Source organism: Flectobacillus sp. (genome assembly GCF_049240685.1).
Taxonomy (GTDB): Bacteria; Bacteroidota; Bacteroidia; order Cytophagales; family Spirosomataceae; genus Flectobacillus.
In genome coordinates, this window is record NZ_JBMLSD010000429.1 from 2,407 (window position 1) to 21,860 (window position 19,454).

General features: G+C 37.8%; 18 protein-coding genes. 5 read left to right on the forward strand and 13 right to left on the reverse strand.

What is annotated here, in order from left to right; translation table 11 throughout:
- Positions 1-101 precede the first annotated feature (101 nt).
- Together ACOVQ4_RS19680 and ACOVQ4_RS19685 are read right to left on the reverse strand one after the other, a co-directional pair.
- Positions 102-797, reverse strand: a complete 696-nt coding sequence (locus ACOVQ4_RS19680) for a response regulator transcription factor (RefSeq protein ID WP_421822311.1) — start codon at positions 795-797, stop codon at positions 102-104.
- Positions 798-978: 181 nt separating this feature from the next.
- Positions 979-1,800 carry a hypothetical protein gene (locus ACOVQ4_RS19685; RefSeq protein WP_421822312.1) on the reverse strand — a complete coding sequence of 274 codons (822 nt, stop codon included), beginning with the start codon at positions 1,798-1,800 and terminating at the stop codon, positions 979-981.
- A 126-nt stretch (positions 1,801-1,926) separates the two neighbouring features.
- On the opposite strand from ACOVQ4_RS19685, the gene ACOVQ4_RS19690 reads away from it, so the two are divergent.
- The gene (locus tag ACOVQ4_RS19690; RefSeq protein ID WP_421822313.1) at positions 1,927-3,012 is read left to right on the forward strand and encodes an AI-2E family transporter; all 1,086 of its coding nucleotides are present in this window, start codon (positions 1,927-1,929) and stop codon (positions 3,010-3,012) included.
- Between the two features lie 85 nt (positions 3,013-3,097).
- On the opposite strand, the gene ACOVQ4_RS19695 is transcribed toward ACOVQ4_RS19690, so the two are convergent.
- The 4 genes from ACOVQ4_RS19695 to ACOVQ4_RS19710 form a co-directional block, all read right to left on the reverse strand.
- Complete coding sequence (locus ACOVQ4_RS19695) at positions 3,098-3,835, reverse strand: LytR/AlgR family response regulator transcription factor (RefSeq protein ID WP_421822314.1); 738 nt, start codon at positions 3,833-3,835, stop codon at positions 3,098-3,100.
- Positions 3,836-3,888: 53 nt separating this feature from the next.
- A complete protein-coding gene (locus ACOVQ4_RS19700; protein WP_421822315.1) occupies positions 3,889-4,980 on the reverse strand; it encodes a sensor histidine kinase in 1,092 nt (363 codons plus the stop codon).
- Positions 4,981-5,327: 347 nt separating this feature from the next.
- Positions 5,328-6,140, reverse strand: coding sequence for an Rpn family recombination-promoting nuclease/putative transposase (locus tag ACOVQ4_RS19705; protein ID WP_421822316.1), 813 nt, complete (start codon positions 6,138-6,140; stop codon positions 5,328-5,330).
- A gap of 125 nt (positions 6,141-6,265) precedes the next feature.
- Positions 6,266-6,916, reverse strand: coding sequence for a histidine phosphatase family protein (locus ACOVQ4_RS19710; protein WP_421822317.1), 651 nt, complete (start codon positions 6,914-6,916; stop codon positions 6,266-6,268).
- Between the two features lie 257 nt (positions 6,917-7,173).
- Here ACOVQ4_RS19710 and ACOVQ4_RS19715 point away from each other — a divergent pair, with 257 nt between their 5' ends.
- Together ACOVQ4_RS19715 and ACOVQ4_RS19720 are read left to right on the forward strand one after the other, a co-directional pair.
- Positions 7,174-7,596, forward strand: coding sequence for a hotdog fold thioesterase (locus ACOVQ4_RS19715; RefSeq protein WP_421822318.1), 423 nt, complete (start codon positions 7,174-7,176; stop codon positions 7,594-7,596).
- Positions 7,597-7,762: 166 nt separating this feature from the next.
- Complete coding sequence (locus tag ACOVQ4_RS19720; protein ID WP_421822319.1) at positions 7,763-9,007, forward strand: chorismate-binding protein; 1,245 nt, start codon at positions 7,763-7,765, stop codon at positions 9,005-9,007.
- A gap of 146 nt (positions 9,008-9,153) precedes the next feature.
- On the opposite strand, the gene ACOVQ4_RS19725 is transcribed toward ACOVQ4_RS19720, so the two are convergent.
- The 7 genes from ACOVQ4_RS19725 to ACOVQ4_RS19755 all read right to left on the reverse strand — a co-directional run bounded on the left by ACOVQ4_RS19725 (position 9,154) and on the right by ACOVQ4_RS19755 (position 16,204).
- The gene (locus ACOVQ4_RS19725; protein ID WP_421822320.1) at positions 9,154-10,461 is read right to left on the reverse strand and encodes a hemolysin family protein; all 1,308 of its coding nucleotides are present in this window, start codon (positions 10,459-10,461) and stop codon (positions 9,154-9,156) included.
- 272 nt (positions 10,462-10,733) lie between these two features.
- On the reverse strand, positions 10,734-11,021 hold the full coding sequence (locus tag ACOVQ4_RS19730; protein WP_421822321.1) for a hypothetical protein: 288 nt from the start codon (positions 11,019-11,021) through the stop codon (positions 10,734-10,736).
- A gap of 14 nt (positions 11,022-11,035) precedes the next feature.
- Positions 11,036-13,609 carry a cytochrome c biogenesis protein CcsA gene (ccsA, locus tag ACOVQ4_RS19735; RefSeq protein ID WP_421822322.1) on the reverse strand — a complete coding sequence of 858 codons (2,574 nt, stop codon included), beginning with the start codon at positions 13,607-13,609 and terminating at the stop codon, positions 11,036-11,038.
- Positions 13,610-13,771: 162 nt separating this feature from the next.
- A complete protein-coding gene (locus ACOVQ4_RS19740) occupies positions 13,772-14,212 on the reverse strand; it encodes a cytochrome c maturation protein CcmE (RefSeq protein ID WP_421822323.1) in 441 nt (146 codons plus the stop codon).
- Between the two features lie 31 nt (positions 14,213-14,243).
- Positions 14,244-14,468 carry a CcmD family protein gene (locus ACOVQ4_RS19745; protein ID WP_421822324.1) on the reverse strand — a complete coding sequence of 75 codons (225 nt, stop codon included), beginning with the start codon at positions 14,466-14,468 and terminating at the stop codon, positions 14,244-14,246.
- A gap of 252 nt (positions 14,469-14,720) precedes the next feature.
- The gene (gene ccsA, locus ACOVQ4_RS19750; RefSeq protein WP_421822325.1) at positions 14,721-15,383 is read right to left on the reverse strand and encodes a cytochrome c biogenesis protein CcsA; all 663 of its coding nucleotides are present in this window, start codon (positions 15,381-15,383) and stop codon (positions 14,721-14,723) included.
- 155 nt (positions 15,384-15,538) lie between these two features.
- The gene (locus ACOVQ4_RS19755) at positions 15,539-16,204 is read right to left on the reverse strand and encodes a heme exporter protein CcmB (protein ID WP_421822326.1); all 666 of its coding nucleotides are present in this window, start codon (positions 16,202-16,204) and stop codon (positions 15,539-15,541) included.
- 385 nt (positions 16,205-16,589) lie between these two features.
- Between ACOVQ4_RS19755 and ACOVQ4_RS19760 the strand changes: the two genes are divergently transcribed.
- Positions 16,590-16,808: a FeoA family protein gene (locus tag ACOVQ4_RS19760; protein WP_421822327.1), complete on the forward strand. Its 219-nt coding sequence runs from the start codon at positions 16,590-16,592 to the stop codon at positions 16,806-16,808.
- Between the two features lie 127 nt (positions 16,809-16,935).
- Positions 16,936-19,056, forward strand: a complete 2,121-nt coding sequence (feoB, locus tag ACOVQ4_RS19765; RefSeq protein ID WP_421822328.1) for a ferrous iron transport protein B — start codon at positions 16,936-16,938, stop codon at positions 19,054-19,056.
- Positions 19,057-19,454: the final 398 nt, after the last annotated feature.

A 19,454-nucleotide genomic window follows, 5' to 3' on the forward strand; every position in this document is an offset into this window, starting at 1 on the left:
GCTGTAAGCTAGTTTTTTATGAAATTATAAAGAATTTTTGCCCAATGCCTAAGACTTACAGCCTAAAGGCACTCAAGTAAAATCTAATTTTGTCCACTTACTTAAGCATCTACAGAAAACATATATCCAACACCTTTGAGGGTTTTGATATAGTGTTCAGGTATTTTCTCGCGAAGTTTCCTGATATGTACATCCACCGTTCTTTCTACCACATAAACGTCGCTACCCCATACTTTTTCTAGCAATTCGTCTCGACTGAATACTTTGTTGGGATGATGTGCCAAAAATGAAAGTAGTTCAAATTCTTTTTTCGGCATCACCAATGATTTACCCTCATTAAGAACTGTGTAATTAACACGATTAATAAAAAGCGAACCGATTTCTAACTTATCCTCCGCTTCGGATTGTTGAGAATCTCTTCTCAAAAGAGCTTTTAAGCGGCTCAATAAAGCACGAGGCTTTATAGGTTTTACGACATAATCATCCGCACCTACATCAAAAGCGGCAACTTCGGTGTATTCCTCGGCGCGTGCTGTCAAAAATAAGATGTAAGTATCTTTAAACTCCGAAAGCAATCTCAATTGACGAGCTGTTTCGATGCCATCCATTTTTGGCATCATTACGTCCAGTAAAATCAAATCTGGTTTAAATTTTTTTGCTACCTCCAAGGCTTGGACTCCATCCGTTGCCGAGGCTGTATCAAATCCTTCTTTGGTAAGGTTATACTCTAATAGCTCAATAATATCTGGGTCGTCGTCGACCAAAAGGATTTTGGGAGTTGGTAGCGTATTGCTCATATATTTGATTATTAGTCGTTGAGCGAAAGTTTCGTTAGCTTGTCAACCATCAAGGCCTTATGAAATGAATCATAAATTAAATAAAAATTACCTTAATGTTATTGTTGTCAAGTAACGCGGCTGTTAATTACTTGCACTCAAAAGCCAATACAAAATTAGTTATCTCAATATTAAGGAATTGTTAATTCTCACAGACCCTATACATTTCACCCTGTTCATTGGTAATAATTACTACATTTTCATCTAAAAATGCTATAGATTCGGTCTGTTTGTGTGGGAATTTTATACAGTAAAGCGGGTTCGAAAAGTCTATTTGGCGTTCTATAATTCTAAAATAATAAATCTTTCCATAACTTATTAACACAAATTTATTTTTCTTTGGACTAATTGCGGCACCTGTCACAGGTGTTCTGAGCTGAATATGCGCTTTGTGTTGGAGTGTATCTGTATGAGCACTGATTTTTCGGACATACAAATCGGTTCCTGATTGATGCCAATTTTTTGTAAAAATGTAGAGAGAATCATTGGCAACAAACATGGCTTCGGCATCTGGAACTACCTGTTTTTGAGGATAAAGCACTGGTATTTTCATTAAAACTTTCTCTAAATCCCCCATGACTTGATATACCCAAAGGGCTCGATTATGATGAGCATTATTGCCAATATCTGCGATATAAACATTTCCTTTTTCGTCCTGCGACAGGTCTTCCCAATCTACATTCGTAGCCTGTTCGATTGGGTAGGTGCTGAGGAGTTTTCCTGATAAATCTATTCGGTATAAGCTCGATGCACCGCCGCTGTCGTTATGACTTAGTAGGGTAGAATCTGAGCTTCGGTATAACAAGCCTGAACTTTCGTTGAGAACCGACGGCAAAGTTCCTATTCGCTCGATTTTCAAATATTTTTTTCCTTTCAGAAAACCCAACTGGTGTATTTCTTTGTGATATCCTGCTAGAGAAGCCTTCAAATTAAATAAGAACCAGATGATTTTAAGTTTGAGCATAATATGTTTATTTTAAAATTTAGAACCTGAAATAAATCTAGCTATTTTCAGTTTTTTAAGTATTTTTGACCTATGAGGTGTGTTACTCTTTTATCTATATCATCGAAAATTTCATAATCCATTGCTATGTTATCAGAAATCAAATTACCTACATCAGTCAAACTGCTCATCGGTCTTCTAACGGTATCTATTATGGTATGGTGGATGTACTTGTTACAAGAAATTCTGATTTTGATTTCGTTCTCTGTCCTTTTTTCTATGTTGTTGTACCCCTTGTGTCATCGACTCGAAAAATGGCATTTCCCTCGAACTTTAGCTATTTTTGTATGCTTATTGGTTACGCTTGCCATACTTGCAGGAGTAATTAGTCTAATTGCCTTACAAATTGCAGACTTTTCGGACACATTCCCAACCTTCCAAAAAAAAGGTGAGACCTTTATCAACGAATTACAATCTTGGGCTTCGCGCAATCTGCATATCAGTCGCAAAAAACAAGTTACCGAAATCCGCAATCAGTCATTGACTTTACTCAAAAATAGCGGCAATATTATCACCAACTTTCTGAGCACAACCCTCAATTCGTTGTCATCGGCAATGCTGATTCCTATTTTTGTATTTTTCTTTTTACTTTACCGCGACTTTTTTCGCCGTTTCTTTTATTTAGCTTTTGGTCGTGGCAACCGCAAAAAGATAGATTTGGTATGTACGCGCATTTACACAGTTGTTCAAAGCTATTTACTGGGTTTAATCACGGTTATCCTGATTGTAGCTGGGCTCAACACACTTGGATTATGGATGTTGGGTATCGACTACGCTATTTTCTTTGGTACACTTGCGGCTTTCTTGCTATTGATACCCTATATCGGCATTATGATTGGTTCTATTTTACCGATGATTATGGCCTTAATTACCAAGGACTCTCCTATGTATGCTGTTGGAGTTGCGGGGGTATTTTTATTTGTACAATTTTTGGAAGGGAATTTTATTACTCCACATATCGTAGGCTCAAAGGTAAGTATTAATCCACTAGCAGCCATGATTGCTTTGATACTGGGTGGTCAGCTTTGGGGAATTTCGGGTTTGGTATTAGCATTACCCTTTATTGCTATACTGAAGGTAGTATTTGATAATATCGATTCACTCAAGCATTATGGCTACCTATTGGGCGAAGCCGAAATTCATCATAAAGGCGGAGGAAGGATTTTGGGTTAGTAGGCACAAAATGACAAAGGCACAAAGTGGTTCTATTAATAGAGAAATCACTTTGTGCCTTTGTTACTGTTGCCTTTATCCCTTATTACAAACTCAACAACTCTTTAAATCTAATAGCTTGACGGCGAGAAATCTCGATTTTGTCGCCACTTTCACGGAGGGTTACTTGCAAACCGCCCGAAAACCAAGGCTCGATTTTCTGAATATATTTCAGGTTGATAATATGCTTACGATTGGCACGGAAAAATACTTTAGGGTCAAGGCGTTCTTCGAGGGCATTCAGCGACTTGAGTACCAAAGGCTTTTGGTCATCAAAATACAAACGAACATAATTACCCATAGATTCAAAAAGACGTACATTGCCCAAACGCACAAACCAGCATTTTTCGCCATCTTTCACAAAAACTTGATCGTTTTCGCTCAAAACAGTTGTACCCTCTTTGGCCGACTCAGAAATTTGCTTTTGGCGCTCAAACTCCTCTTCTACCTTCTGAACAGCCTCACTCAAACGATGCAACTCGATAGGTTTTAACAAATAATCAAGGGCATTGAATTCAAAGGCCTTGATGGCATATTCGTCATAAGCCGTCGTAAAAATCACTTCTGGAACATTGCCATCCAACTCTGCCAATAGGTCAAAACCTGTTTTGCCGGGCATTTGAATATCCAAAAATAGGAGGTCTGGATGAAGCTCATCAATTAATTGAATGGCTTCGTCGGCATTAGGCGCCTCGCCTACAATATTGATTTTGGGAAAATTTTCTAGCAAACGTTTCAATTCATTACGTGCTAACCTTTCGTCATCAACTATAATTGCTTTCATTCGGTTTTGGAGTAATTGCGTTGGATATTTAAAAAGTATATTACCGAGGATTACTATCCTCGTACAATGTGCGTGATTTTGGCAAAAGGATTATCTTTATTTTCTACTACTTGACTCGGTATAGGCACGGTAATCTCTGCCGTTACTACGTCTTTGGACGCTTGGTAAATCTTAAATTTGGCATCGGCTCCAAACAATAACTCCAAACGGTGTGCTGTGTTTTCAAGCCCAAAACCTCCCGACTCTGTCGTTTCTAAAACGCCTGTATTACTAATTTCGATAACTACTTTGCTGTCAACTACCTTGGTTTCGATACTCACAAAACCTCCTTTCACTGGCTTGGACACTCCGTGTTTGATAGCGTTTTCGACCAAGGTTTGTAACAACATAGGTGGAATTTGACAGGTAAGCGTTTCGGGATAAACATTCTTGCGTATCTGCAAACGGTCTTCGTAACGAATTTTTTCGAGCGCCAAATAGTCCTCTACTGTTCTTAATTCTTCTGAGAGTGAAACTGTTTTACGGCGGTCGGCTAACAAAGAGCTTCTCAAAATATTGGAGAGTTGCGTTACCGCCTTCTGTGCTTTTTCGGGTTCTTCCAAAATCAGTGCACGAATACTATTTAGGGCGTTGAACATAAAATGTGGGTTCATTTGAGCCCGTAATACCTTCGATTCGGTTTCTTTGATAGAAGATTCAAGACGAACTTTTTCGACCTCAATTTCTGATTTTCTTTCAAAATAATGAGACGCATAATAAAACAAAGTCCAAATCATTAATGGCTTCATGAAGCTAAAACTGAACTGGATGAAGAAAAATATCGACCAAAAATCAGCATGCTCGCGCTCACGCAAAATGTAACCATCTAGCGGAATATTGATACTCGCCATCATCATCGACATCAACACCACAGAGCCCAAAATACGAGGTACTACCTGACGAATGGGCATCTCGACCCAACCATACTTTTTGATTACTTTTCTAAAATTATGTGTCAAAAAAATCGCAAAAGCAATATTTAAGTCTGCCGAAATAAACCAGTCAATCGACCACCCAAAAGAGTTTACATAAATCAAGGCCTCGTTGGCCAACCATGCTAGCCAACCCACAATCTGTAGCGTCCAATATAATTTGATTCTTGGCATTATTTCTAATCTAGAGCGTCTGTATTTATAAAAATTTATGATAAAATCTACAAGCAAATAATCGTTTTGGCATCATTCTAAAACGAGTTGGCTACAAACTCTGACTAATTCCAAACTTTATTTAGGGCAACAACTGGTATCTACTTTGCTTGCGAGGATTCTTTTAAAATTACAGTTAAAATAAGCACATTTATCCCACAAAATCATTGAATGGCATCAGGAGATGATAAAAGGTTTGGATTTGGTGTAGAAAAATATTAGTAATTCCGATTTTCAATAGTTCCCTCCAATAGTCAGCCACAAAAAAAGAAGCCCATGTCGATGGGCTTCAGTCATTCTATTTATTCCTAAAGCGATAATATTTCCTGTATTGATAATCCTGTGGATTGTGCTATGATTTCCAATGTTACTCCAAGTTTTTTTAATTCAGTTGCAACCTCTCTTTTCCCATCATCTTTGGCCGTTTTGACTACTTCTTTTACCTCAATGTAGGTAAGTAAACTTTCTTGATATTCGGCGTACTGCTCAGCAGTCATATTGGCAATTTCGGCAACACCAAAGGCTTTTTCAAAAATAGGTTCCCTCAAAATCGCTGGTATTTCATCAAAGCTTTCTAATTTTTTCAAGAAGTACACCCATTTGTCGAAATGGCTCTCTAATTCGTTTTCTTGCTTATCAAAAAGAGGCATTTGTAAAAACTTGAAGTTGAGCTTATCGTAAAATATCTCTCCGTCTTGGTCTTTTAATTTTATACTTCTCAAAAACTTTTGCTTCTCCTCTTTTTCATCGTACTGAAAATCCAAAATAGCAATCATGTAAATAGGATTTAATCTAAAATCCCATTCTCCACGTTTAGATTGCTCTCTTATGGGAAAAGTAGCATAAAAAAGAGAACGATCTTTGAAGTAATTAACCTTTGCCTTCTGCATCTCCACAATAATTCGCTCTCCACTCTGAGTTTGGCAATGTATATCAAAAATTGCTTTTCGCTCATGCGAGAGTTCAGCAAAGCTCTCTACATTACGAAAGTCTAATTCCGTAATTTGGTGCCGAGTTGGTAATAGTTGATTCAGAAAATCAATCAACAACTCTTTGTTAGCTTCTTCGCCAAAAAGCTTTTTAAAACCAAAGTCGGTATATGGATTAATATATCTTGACATCGTATTGAGATATAATTTACAGCAATTTACTGATTTTTCACTAGTAAAATCATCCTTATTTATGTGATTAATAACAAAAAAGAAGCCCATGGCGATGGGCTTCTCAAGATATAGACTTTACAAAACTACAGACCAAACAAGTGTGTTGTATCACATTCGAGTTCGGCAAAAAATGATTTAGTTTCGTAATCGTAAATCAACTTATACAAGCACAAGTTTGAGTGCTCAAAGGTATCCATTTCGTGCAAAGGCTTATCGAGCAACATGGTCAAAATAATTCTCATAGCGCGACCGTGCATGGCTACCAAAACAGTTTCTTCGTGCGGGCGCGACAAAATTGTCTCAATCACAGGTTTTTGCCTTTCAAGTACCTGTAGCGGACTTTCTCCACCTTCGGCTGCCATATCCACCCCACCTGTCACCCAACTATCAATCAAGACTTTATAGTATTCATTGTCGATATCATTCGGCACACGTCCTTCTCTAATGCCCCAGCTAATTTCGTTTAGTCCTGAATGTTGCTCCCAAGGTATGCCCGATGCAATAAATTTATGTACAGATTGATGTGTTCTTTTGAGAGCAGACGTATAGATTTTATCAAAATTGATATCTCGGTAACTCTGGAAAAATGCCTCAGCCTGCGCAAGTCCCAGCTCATTCAAATCCGAATCTACACCACTTCCCTGCACAATACCTTGGCGGTTAAAGTCTGTTTCACCATGTCGTATCAGGTAAATTGTTTTTTTAGTAGGAATATTGCTTTGGGTATTAGACATGCTATTTAGTTGATATGGAGTAATATAGAGCTATGAAAAATTGTCACAAAAATACATTTTTTAGGTGATTATGCTATCTCATGACTAAAAAAGAGATGATTTTTGACAGAAAAGTAAGCTTTTGTTAAAAAAATGATAATATAGCTAGCTATCTTAATAATGGATTTTTGATAATTAGATTTGGTTCAATAAATGAAAAATAGGTCAAATCTCTAACTAAGGTTTTCTATCTTTAGAAAAATTTAATTCACTTCACTATGTTTAATACTTCTTACAGCCTCGAGCAGTTGAATGCCATGGGGCAAAACAATATGCTTAATCATCTGGGCATCGAATTTGTAGAACTTACTGCCGATTACCTTGTGGCCAAAATGCCCGTAGACCACCGTACCAAACAACCAATGGGACTTTTACATGGGGGGGCTTCTGTGGTATTGTCCGAATCATTGGGCAGCGTTGCCTCTTTTTTAAGCCTGCCCGACCCTACCAAACAAACAGCAGTAGGGGTTGAAATAAACGCCAATCATCTCAAATCTGCCAAATCGGGTTTTGTCTATGGGAAATGTACTCCTATCAAAATCGGACGTAATATTCAGGTATGGGAAACACAAATTACTAATGAAGCTGGCGACCTGATTTGCGTGAGTAGATTAACAACCATGGTAATTGATATAAAATAAAGAATAAGAAATTAGTAGCTGGATTTTTCTTTTTTTTTGAAACAAGTAAATTCTAAATTATGTTATATTTGAAAATGTAAAAACACCCCGAGGGTTAATTTTACATAACTATCTAAAAACAAGATAGTTACCATATTTTTTAAACGTATATAAACATTTTAAAAATATGACTCCAACTTCGGAAACTCATATTTCGACGCAAGTGCCGCAACTAGAATTTTTCTGGAAAACCGCTATTTCAGAAGGGCTACCTGTTGCCCTTTGGAGATTACCGAAATCCACTGAAAAACAGTTACTTATAGATTTATCTGGACGTACTCGCCAAACCAAAATCGACTTAGAGGAGCTTCCTTCGGGCTTTGCCATGAGTCCTTTTATTGGCGGTTCACAGTTCCTAAAAGGAGATTTGTACTATCATTTCGACCAGGATAACCAATTGATAGAAAACAACATTCAACCTAGCTCGGAACAAGCCCAAGAGTTTTTCAGAAAAGTTCAGCTCAGCTACGACGAACAACATAAGGACACGCCTGTTTCAACGGCCAATTTTACGGTAAACTATTCCAAAAACTTTGAGTCGCCTGCCGAATCATCCCTGTACAACGAGATTACTTATGCCGAAATGGTGTCTGATGCCATTGATGCCATACAACGAGGTGAGATGCAAAAGGTAGTACTTTCGCGAACAAAGCAAATTACTTTGCCCGAAAATTTTGAGGTGGTAGAAGCCTTCAATAAGCTTTGTGTGGCATATCCTAATGCCTTTGTATCATTGGTCTATTTGCCACAAGAAAAAGCGTTGTGGCTAGGTGCTACGCCCGAAACGCTTATCAGCATGGACAAAGAAGGTATTTTTAGAACTATGTCTTTGGCGGGTACGCAATCGGCCATAGGACCAAACGGAGAAAAATATCATCCTGCCGAAATTCGCTGGGCTTCCAAAGAAATCGAAGAACAAGCTTTTGTAAGTAGATATATCATCGAGTGCTTCAAAAAAATTCGTCTTCGCGAATACTACGAAGTAGGCCCAAAAACCGTTCAGGCAGGTAATTTGATGCACCTTCGCTCCGACTACAGTGTGAATACACATGAAGTAAATTTCCCACAATTAGGCACTGTCATGACAGAACTATTGCATCCAACTTCAGCCGTATGTGGTATGCCCAAAGAGCCAGCCTTACGCTATATTGCCGAAAATGAATTGCACTCTAGAGAATATTACAGTGGTTTTTTGGGCCCTGTTAATATTCAAGACGAAAGCCATTTATTTGTCAACCTTCGTACGATGAAAATTCAAGGAAATCAAGCTACACTTTTTGCAGGTGGTGGTATTACCGAAGATTCTAATCCAGTAAAAGAATGGTATGAGACGGAAATGAAAAGCCAAACACTTCTGAGAGTTATTTTATAGGATATATTTTCAATTTAGATAAACAAAAAAGGGGATAGTAGCAAAAGCTGCCTATCCCCTTTTTTGTTTATCTTTAAGAATTCATCTAAAATTTTCTATCATTTGTTGCTTTTTGAGGGCAACCTATTCTAGACAAGGACTCAAGCTCAATGTTTCATCGAAAAGCTTTCAGTCTTTTTCTCAATCTCACCTATGATAGTCAACTTCACGGTATCGATGCGAGCGTCCATCATAGAGATAATTTGGAAGTTGAACGGATGCGCAATAATCGTTTCGTTTACCTCTGGGATATCTTCATTAATACTAATAATCATACCTCCAAGCGTATCATAATCGCCTTCTGGGAGATTCCACTCATATTTTTCGTTGAGATAATCTATCTCTAAGCGTGCCGACAAAAGATAGACCTTGTCTTCTAATTTTTTCTCAACCAAATCTTCATTATCATCATATTCGTCTTCGATATCACCAAAAATTTGTTCCATTACATCTTCCATACTAATCAGACCAGAAGTACTGCCAAATTCGTCCACAACCAAAGCAAGCGATTTACGTTCTTTCGAAAATCGAAGCATCAAATCTTTAGCAGGCATAGCCTCTGGTACAATCGGGATTGGCGTCAAAATGCTTTGGATATCTTTTGGTTTTTTGAACAATGCCAAAGAGTGGCAGTATCCGATTACGTCTTCTAGGGTATCTTTGTACACCAACACTTTGGAATGACCACTTTCTACGAATACTTTTTTGAGTTCTTCGATACCATCTTCCAAATCCATGGCTACGATTTCGGTACGCGGAATCATACAGTCACGTACCTTTACTTGCTTAAACTCAAGCGCATTATTAAATATTTTGGTATCCACCTCTGCCTCCTCCTCAGTCGAAATCTTGCGATTAAGATTTTGCATGTAATGGTTGAGGTCAGTTAAACCAAAGGCGGGTTTTTCCTCCGAATATTCTAAACGAAGTACATTCTTGATAAACCAACTTGACAGTCCCACAATTGCCCAAACCAATGGATACATGAGTGTGTAAATAATCCATATCGGGATGGACAAAACCTCTAGGAAGCCATCAGGATTAAGTAAGAAAACACTTTTGGGCGTAAATTCGGAGGTTCCTAAAATAATAATAGTGCCTACAATAGAAGCTATCAAACCAGGCACAAGCCCCGTTCCGAAAATCGGAAAGTAATGTTCTATTTGATGATGCAAATACCCTTCCATAAAGATACCATAAGCCACCAACGACAGGGTATTGCCGATGAGCAGCGTGCCGATAAATTTTGAGGGATTTTTGATAAATCTTGAAATAATCTGTCCAGTAATTACACCTTGTTTGGCTTGTAGTTCGAAGTATAATTTGTTCGCCGAAACAAATGCCATTTCAACACCTGAAAAGAATGCTGAAAAAATCATTGATAATATAACACCTATTGCTTGTTGGGAGTCCATTGGGGATTGGTTTCAATTTTGAATTAGAAGATATAGACTGGGATGCTTGATTGGTTAAGTTCATCTATATCTGTGAGTTAGACAACCGCAAGTGATTAAATATACATCACAATACGAAGGTATGGTTTAGAAAAACTCACTTTCTCTAAACATCAAATTGCATAATTTTGGTCAAATTTCAAAAAGAAAGAGCGATTTATCAAATCGCTCTCCCTAAAAATTTGACATCTGTAAGTTTTTTTACAAAATCTTAACGAATGTGTACGATACAATTATTTTTTCTTACCCTTCTGTAAAGCAAGACGTTGAGACTTTTTAAGGTCTTCTGAAGACTCTTTTTTCTGACTTTTATGAAGTTGTTCTTCTTTTTTCAAACGGATTTGTTTAGTGTATTGAAAATAAAACAAACAACCCACACACATCATCAGCCAGCTATAGTGGTAAAAAATCTTTGTCCAAAAAGTATTTACCTCTGGCGGTGTTCCTGCACGAAGATCTAGCACCCAAATGATTAAAAAACCTAAAGCTGCCGATAATAACAATATTTCTTTTCTGGTCATGATTTTATGCTAAATTAAAATCCTTTATCACGCATCAATTTGAATTCGCGGTAGCGACGAATCGTTGCCATCACAAAACCAATTGATAAAACAATCGTACCTATCCAGAGGATATTCACCAAAGGCTTTTCAATGGCTTTCAGGATAATAAAATCTCTTTGGGTAGTATTTATATCAAAGGTAAACTTACCCGTTTGAGGGTCTATACTCGAAAACCTAACCCGCACACCAGCTTCGGCGTTTTCTATTGGAGGCATAGCCACCAAACCGTCACGAATCACGAAAATTGGTTTTACCTCATGTGGAATTGCCTCTTTGCCCTGAATCAAAATACGAGCTTGTACGGCGGCGTCTTGAGGACCGAGAGGTTTTCCTTCAAATTCATTGATACGTTTTACCTCATCCAAAACAGCTACATAATCATTTAGGAAAAAAGTATCTTTTACGGCTACGGCAAATTTCTCGGTTTTACTCCACTCCTTTTCATCCAAATTTGGCGCCAATGCCACATAAGTATACAAATCTCCCAAGACAGAATGCTTCAAATCTGGAGAGAAAGCATTTCCCATTTTTTTGTTAATTTGAGCACGTGGGTACAAAGTTGTTACTTTTCCATCTTTGTCACGGAAGTCTATTTCGTAATACTTATTTTCTGGAAAAACAGGAAGTGTATCACCCTTAGCATAGTACTTTTTGCCTTGCTGCTCGATATCTTGCAAAGCTACTGCATGGAAGTCATTCTCTATGATGTCTACCTGCTCAGGGCGAATATACTCTGGCAACTCACGACCTTCTACACGCACGCCTTTGTAGGTGAGGGTATACTTACCCATTTCTAGTGGGGTATTCAACCACAATACGACGTTTTCTTTATTTTCTTTATCATTATCTTTGGTAAATGCCTCATCTTTGTTCGAAATCGCAAAGCCAGAGGTATTAATCGAAACCACTTTGGAATAACCCGACGAATACAAAATACCAAATAACATCATGGCAAAACCAATGTGTGTAACAGCCCCACCCGATAGCTTGTAGTTGCCACGAGCGATATTAAACAAAATAGTTCCGTTGGTAACCAAAGAATAAATACAAGCAAAAAGCAATACAATGTAAGTTGGATTACTAAAGAAATCTCCTAATGCCAATTTGGTTGTAGCAAAAATAGCCAGTGAAGTCAAAATCAATGACACTAGTGCTGGAGTCAAAAAGTGCTGAGAGATATTCTCTTTTTTGATTTTTTTCCACCAAAAATATTGCCCAGTACCTGTTAAAATAGCCACAGAGGCAGCAAACCACAACTGAAACTTTGAATAATATGTAGGCGCATCGGCAGGAGGAGCTAGTTTGGAAACAAAGCCTAAAGCCTCCACTATTTTATTGTAAACAGGCAAAGACGTTGCCGCAATAATTTGAAAAGACGACAAACACAAAGCTGTAGCTCCAATAAAAATCCAAAATTCACGGCTATATACAGATGCTTCTTGTTCTTCTGTTGGTATATTTTTCCAACGATAAATCAACAAAGCTATCGCACCGACTAAGAAAAACAAGAGGTATAATAGTAACTGACCTGAAAGCCCCAAATCTGTAAAGGAGTGAACAGAAGCCTCGCCCAAAACACCACTTCGGTTTAAGAAGGTAGAGTATAAAACCAATATAAAAGTGGTAATTACCAAAATGAATGAAATACGCAAGGCCGACTCATTAGTTTTATAAATAATCATGCAGTGAATGGCCGCAATCAATACCAACCATGGCACAAACGAGGCATTTTCGACAGGGTCCCAGTTCCAATACCCTCCAAAGTTGAGCGTCTCATAGGCCCAATAAGCCCCCATAATAATACCGATACCAAGTACTGCCGCCGAAAGTAATGACCAAGGCAAAGCAGGACGAATCCATTCTTTGTATTCGCCACGCCACAAACCAGCAATTGCATAAGCAAATGGAATTAAGGTGGTAGCAAAGCCCAAAAACAATGTTGGCGGGTGAATCACCATCCAATAGTTTTGAAGTAATGGATTCAAACCTCGTCCGTCTTCTGGAACAAAGTTTGGATTCATTTGCCAAACTGGCAAATCAGGCATCGCCTCGCGCATCAACAAAAATGGGGATGAACCTATTTTGAAATCAATAATTGGTAATACCACACCCAAAATCATCGAACAAAGAAAAGCTTGAACAGCAGCAAAAACTACCATCAGAGGCGCCTCCCATTTGCGATTAGTTTTGATGAGAATCAAGCCCAAAAGCGCATGCCAGAAAATCCAGAGTAAGAAACTTCCCTCTTGACCTTCCCAAAAACATGACACGATATAATACACAGGAAGGGCAATCGACGAGTGAGACCAAGCGTACTGATACTCAAAATAGTGGTTATAAATGATTGTATAAAGCGCAATAATGACGCCTATAATCGACAGACCATGCAGGTAAAAAGAATAACGAGAAAACTTTTTCCAAGATTCTTGCTCCTCAAGGTTTTTAATTTGTAGTGATTTGAAATAGCCAAATGCTGATATTATCGACGTCACAAACGAAAGGATAATACACAAATGACCCACATTTCCGATTGTTGTATGTAACATCTTGCTAAAATGGGTTTGGGGAGATAGACCCTAATTTTTGAATGCTAACGCATTTTTAAGACAAATACGACTCCTATGGCTCAAGAAAAGAGTTTGGAAGTCGTATCTGTTGAAATAAGCAGTAAGTTTTTGTAAACTATATGGCAACAGCCTACTGCAGAATTATGATTTAGAAGCAGGTTTCTCTACTTCCTTGAAATCCACATTTCCATCTTGGTATTTAGAAGGGCATTTCAATAAGATTTTTTCACATTTAAAAACCTGACCTTCCATATTACCAATAATCACAACTTGCTCTGAACGATCCATATCTTGAGGTTTTGGAGCATCATACACAACCTTCTGTTCACGTCCTTTGTTATCAACCAATGTAAATTCAAAGTGATTGGCATCTAATGCAGGATTATAACTCATGCCTGTAATATTGCCACCTGCATCTTTTTTAAGTTTGCCCACTACGTGTACCTTCTCTGCACTACCGTCTTTAGCCATATTTTCGGCTACACCAAAGTCAACATAAGTACTAGCGTCGGTACCCGTTGACACCAAAATCACCACTGCAATAGCAATGATTATTAGTCCGAAGATGTGTGTTTTTTTCATGATTATTGATGCGTCTTTTTTGAGATTTCGCTTATTTCGAATTGAGAGTTTTTTCGATTTTCGAGATTTTTTTATCTAATGTTACTAGATAAACCACTACGCCCACAAAGATGGTAACCACTACCGCAACCACCACATAAATACGTCCATCAGCATATAGTTTGTCAGCCATTTCAGGCTCACCAGCAGCATTATCTTGAGCAAAAGAAGCTAGCGTAACTAGCATGAGTGTTAAAAATGATACTATTTTTTTCATTTTATCTATGGAGCCTTTAGTTAAAAACTTAGGGCTTTTTATTGAGTAAAAGACTTTTATTAATTAGAAATAAGTAAACTCTTATTTAGTGCGGAATGGTACGTAACAAATTAGGAGTGCATGAAGGTTTATGAAAACCATTTATTTCCGAAATCCCAAATCTCAAATAGTTTGGCATACTGCGTGCAGTTCTGACAACAAATGATGAATCCACCAAAACTCCTCATTCTCAACTTTCCAATCCAAACTTATCTAAGCTTCATTTGCTTGTCTTTCGATTTTACGAATGCGTAAACGAAGATTTGTAATCCAATAGCCCAAGCTAATCCATCCAATTACGGCAGGATAGAAAACAATACGCATAGCACCCTGTGTATCCATAGGCTTAAAACCAGGGTTACCACCATTGCCAGGGTGCAATGAATCGGTCATACGTGGCAAAATGATGAGTAAAGGAATCAATAATGCAATCGCAAAAATGTTATAAATAGCCGAAATACGAGCCTTTTGTTGCTCATCTTCAAACGAGCCTCTCAAAATTGCATACGCAAAATAGATTAACAAACCAATGGCCGCACCATTGAGCTTTACGTCATTCGTCCACCATGTACCCCAAGTATAACGCGCCCAGATACTTCCTGTTGCACAACCTACAATGCCAAACAAAATTCCAGTATAGGCATACGACTCTGCCTTATCGTCAATGGCAGTCAAGGGATTTCTCAGGTACTTGATTGAATTGATGACCGAAATGGTCAGCATGACAAACATCGAAAACCACATTGGCACGTGGAAATACAAATTACGAGCCGTTTCGTGCAACACAGGCTGGCGAGGTATATGCCCCAAAAAACCCCAAACCATTACATAGGACAGCATCAATACCGCCAAATACTTATACCAATTCTGTTTCATTTTATCATTTATTAACTCTATGTTGAATCATTGAGTTTTTTTACTTTCTCTAATTTTTTAAATTTATTTGTAGAATGTTGAGTAAAAGCTGAGTAGTTGGCCGTATAGTTATTAGCAAGCCGTACCTATCCCACGTCATTCATCAACTTACTTATCTAGCTTCTCCACAAAAACGGAAAAAGAATTACCGAAAGCACTAATACAATGGCATCAATCGCCAGCAAAATCATTACTTCATCAAGGCTCTCGCCTCTATCCAGACCGTCCAAGGCATTTTTTGAAATTTTTATCAACATCAATAGCATCGGAATAATCACAGGAAAACTTAACACCGCCATCAATGTTGCACTGTTTTCGGCTTTTGATGCGATTCCCGCAATCATTGTGAGCGTACTGGCAAATCCAATAGCACCCAAAATGAGCGCAATCAAATACAAACCAACATCTCCCACAGGATTACCCATAACAAGAGCATATACCCCAAAGCCTACCAACGATAATACCAACATGAGTATTGAGTTGTAGATAATCTTAGAAACAATAATTCCTACAGGATTGGCTAAGGTATAATAATATAAAAGACGTCCATAGCGCTCTTGTGTGAAGCTTTTGGCAATAGCATTAACGGCTGTAAACAAGATAATAATCCAAAAAAGTGTGTTCCAAGTAATCTTGTCTATATGGTTAGTTTTTAGACGAAACGATAAATAACAAACATAAACCGTACTCACAATATATAAAAGCATGCCATTGATAGCATATTTTTGCCTCAATTCCAATCGTATCTCTTTATCAATTAATGCTTTTATTTCGTTTATCATATCAAGTCAATATCCGAGCTCTCGTTTGGTATCCTATTGATGAGCTAAATACCAAGACCTCTTTTTCAAAATTTTCCGCAAAGTTACGACACAAACAAACTGCAAACTCAAAAAGGAAGTAATATTTTGAGACAATCACCATACAACTTCTGAGAGAGATTTTTATAGAACAAATAGAAGGTAAAAACTAATGTTTCGAAATGATTAAAATCATAATCAAAAAGAAAATTTGAGGTTTAGTTCGCAAATATTTCTTTAAACAAGGAACTCTTTGTTTATTTGCACTTGTTTTGAATAAGTCTAAATAAAGTGCAAATTCGTAATTTGTTAAGTCTTTAGAAATTTGTACTTTATATTACAACTACTATTAATCGAAAGCGTAATCATGAGAACAGTTGCGGATTTGAAAATCGGGGAAAAAGGCGTGATTGTGAGCTTTAGCGACGAACTTCTATCACTCAAATTGTTAGAAATGGGCTGCTTGCCTGGTACTCAAGTAACAATGACACACATTGCCCCTTTTGGTGACCCAATCGCCGTAAAGGTTTCTGGTTATGTTTTGTCAATGCGAAAAGAAGAAGCCTCAACGATAGTTGTCGCTTAAATAATAACACTTTGATTAGTTGCTATTCGTAAAAACGTGAAGTACTAGTCAATAACAAAGTGAATAGATAGGAACAAACTTTGCGTTTTTACGTTAATAGTTTGAAGCCAAAAAATTGCTAATAGCCTTGAAGAAATCACCCAAAATAGCATTAATCGGTAATCCCAACGCTGGAAAATCTTCTTTGTTCAATAGCCTCACGGGGCTACGCCAAAAAACGGGAAACTTCCCGGGCGTTACTATGGACAAGTTGATTGGGAAATGGAATCTGGAAACTGGCACCGAAGCCGAAATTCTAGATTTACCGGGGATTTACAGTATATATCCAAAATCAGTAGATGAGCAAGTTGTTATCAACATTCTTGCCAACCCTCAACATCCAGACTATCCCGACATGGCGATTGTCGTAGCCGATGCGTCTAATCTCAAACGCAACTTGCTACTTTTCAGCCAAGTTCGTGACCTTGGTATCCCTACGGTATTGGCACTCAATATGATTGATGTAGCCGAAAATACAGGAATTGTCATCAATTCTTTCAAGCTTGCCAAAGAGCTCAATGTAGAAGTAGCCGAAGTCAATGCTAAAAAAGGTATTGGACTCAATGGTCTGCGTCTTGCTGTAAATAAAACACTTGAGCAAAGATTCAATTCTAACGACTCGCTACCTGTAGAATATTCTCCCGAACTGATTGATGAAATCAAAGAGAAATATGGTGATACAGACGACTACCATGCTCTTTTGTGGCTTTCGGAACACGATAATTTGAAGCAATTTGATACCGAACAAAGAGTAGGTTTTGATAAACTTCAAGAAAAATACGGTTGGAATTCCAAAAAATTCCAAGCTCAAGAGACAGTTTCTCGCTATGCTGTGCTCAACGAAATCGTAGATGGATGTTTGCACCAAATACCTGTAGAAGACGAGCCTGTAAAAACTTGGACCGACCGATTAGATAAAGTTTTCCTTCATCAGTTTTGGGGATACTTCATTTTCTTAGGTATTTTGTTTTTGATGTTTCAAGCGGTATTTACTTGGGCAGCCTATCCACAAGACCTTATCGATAATGGAGTAGCTTGGCTCAATCAATACCTCAAAGATACCCTTCCTGAAAGTCAATTAGTCAATTTGTTGACAGACGGGCTCATTGCTGGTATTGGTGGTGTAGTGGTATTTGTACCTCAAATCGTATTCCTCTTTTTGTTTATTTCCTTGTTGGAAGAAACAGGCTATATGTCCAGAGTAATGTTTATTATGGACAAATTGATGCGTAGATTTGGCTTAAACGGTAAGTCTGTTGTACCCCTTATTTCGGGCGTGGCATGTGCCGTTCCTGCCATTATGAGTACACGTAGCATTGGCTCATGGAAAGACCGTTTGATTACGATTATGGTCACGCCATTAATGTCCTGTTCAGCACGTTTGCCAATTTATACGGTATTAATTGCCTTGGTTGTTCCTGAGAAAAGTACACTTTTTGGCATTTTTAGTTTGCAAGGGGTTGCCTTATTTGGTTTGTATTTATTAGGCTTTGGGATGGCGATTCTTTCGGCTTGGATTTTGAAAGTAGTGTTAAAAGCCAAAGAAAGAAGTTATTTCATCATGGAACTTCCTTCTTACAAAGGTCCTCGTTTCAAACACATTATGCTTTCTTTGCTAAACTCAACCAAAGCATTTGTATTTGAAGCAGGTAAAATTATCGTTGCCATTTCAATCGTACTTTGGGTAATGGCTAGCTATGGACCAGGCAACGCCATGCAAGAAGCTGAGCAAAAAGTAAAAACCGAAAATCCAACTTTAACAGGAGCCGAATTAGAAAATAAAATTGCTGCGCAAAAACTGGAATCCTCTTATGCTGGTCATTTTGGTAAGGTTCTCGAACCAGCCATTAAGCCGTTAGGATATGACTGGAAAATCGGTATAGCCTTACTAACCTCTTTTGCTGCACGTGAGGTATTTGTAGGTACGATGTCAACTATTTATAGTTTAGGCGGTGAAGTTGATGATGAAAACACAACAGTCATGAATCGTATGCGTGCCGAAATCAATCCCGAAACAGGCAAACCCATGTACGATGCTGCGTTAGGCTTTTCGCTCATGATTTTTTATGCCTTTGCTATGCAATGTATGAGTACTCTGGCTACAACCTACCGTGAAACAAAATCATGGCGTTATCCAGCTATTCAGTTGGTATATATGACTACTCTAGCGTATGTATCGGCGTTTATTGTATACCAATTGTTGAAATAAATTAGATTTAATTTATGTATTTGAGGTAACAGGCACAAGGCAAAGAGTGATAAGTTGTTTTTTAGTAACATGAGATACGTTTTTGCCGAATTCCAAAGCTGAAAGCTGTAAGTTCAAAAATTAAATTTTATTTTGAGTATTAAGTAGAAAATCGTTAGTAGTTAAGCATTAGTGCAAAATAAGATTTAAGTTTTTTAGTTTAGGGACAAGGCAACAGGCACAAGGCAAAGAGTGTTAAAATGTTTTTAACGACCACAGACATGCATTTTTCCCAAAGCCCACCGCCGAAAGCCGATACCTGAAAGCTTAAAGTACAATCTTAAATTTTATTTTGCTCACTAACTTAACAGTCTAATTACTGGACAAAAAGAGAAAAGGTATTTAGACTTTTTCAATGA

What these genes read in the sequence shown, in the direction of transcription:
- ACOVQ4_RS19680 (WP_421822311.1), bottom strand. Translation starts at nt 797, where the DNA reads ATGAGCAATACGCTACCAACTCCCAAAATCCTTTTGGTCGACGACGAC.
- ACOVQ4_RS19685 (WP_421822312.1), bottom strand. Translation starts at nt 1,800, where the DNA reads ATGCTCAAACTTAAAATCATCTGGTTCTTATTTAATTTGAAGGCTTCT.
- ACOVQ4_RS19690 (WP_421822313.1), top strand. Translation starts at nt 1,927, where the DNA reads ATGTTATCAGAAATCAAATTACCTACATCAGTCAAACTGCTCATCGGT.
- ACOVQ4_RS19695 (WP_421822314.1), bottom strand. Translation starts at nt 3,835, where the DNA reads ATGAAAGCAATTATAGTTGATGACGAAAGGTTAGCACGTAATGAATTG.
- ACOVQ4_RS19700 (WP_421822315.1), bottom strand. Translation starts at nt 4,980, where the DNA reads ATGCCAAGAATCAAATTATATTGGACGCTACAGATTGTGGGTTGGCTA.
- ACOVQ4_RS19705 (WP_421822316.1), bottom strand. Translation starts at nt 6,140, where the DNA reads ATGTCAAGATATATTAATCCATATACCGACTTTGGTTTTAAAAAGCTT.
- ACOVQ4_RS19710 (WP_421822317.1), bottom strand. Translation starts at nt 6,916, where the DNA reads ATGTCTAATACCCAAAGCAATATTCCTACTAAAAAAACAATTTACCTG.
- ACOVQ4_RS19715 (WP_421822318.1), top strand. Translation starts at nt 7,174, where the DNA reads ATGTTTAATACTTCTTACAGCCTCGAGCAGTTGAATGCCATGGGGCAA.
- ACOVQ4_RS19720 (WP_421822319.1), top strand. Translation starts at nt 7,763, where the DNA reads ATGACTCCAACTTCGGAAACTCATATTTCGACGCAAGTGCCGCAACTA.
- ACOVQ4_RS19725 (WP_421822320.1), bottom strand. Translation starts at nt 10,461, where the DNA reads ATGGACTCCCAACAAGCAATAGGTGTTATATTATCAATGATTTTTTCA.
- ACOVQ4_RS19730 (WP_421822321.1), bottom strand. Translation starts at nt 11,021, where the DNA reads ATGACCAGAAAAGAAATATTGTTATTATCGGCAGCTTTAGGTTTTTTA.
- ccsA (WP_421822322.1), bottom strand. Translation starts at nt 13,609, where the DNA reads ATGTTACATACAACAATCGGAAATGTGGGTCATTTGTGTATTATCCTT.
- ACOVQ4_RS19740 (WP_421822323.1), bottom strand. Translation starts at nt 14,212, where the DNA reads ATGAAAAAAACACACATCTTCGGACTAATAATCATTGCTATTGCAGTG.
- ACOVQ4_RS19745 (WP_421822324.1), bottom strand. Translation starts at nt 14,468, where the DNA reads ATGAAAAAAATAGTATCATTTTTAACACTCATGCTAGTTACGCTAGCT.
- ccsA (WP_421822325.1), bottom strand. Translation starts at nt 15,383, where the DNA reads ATGAAACAGAATTGGTATAAGTATTTGGCGGTATTGATGCTGTCCTAT.
- ACOVQ4_RS19755 (WP_421822326.1), bottom strand. Translation starts at nt 16,204, where the DNA reads ATGATAAACGAAATAAAAGCATTAATTGATAAAGAGATACGATTGGAA.
- ACOVQ4_RS19760 (WP_421822327.1), top strand. Translation starts at nt 16,590, where the DNA reads ATGAGAACAGTTGCGGATTTGAAAATCGGGGAAAAAGGCGTGATTGTG.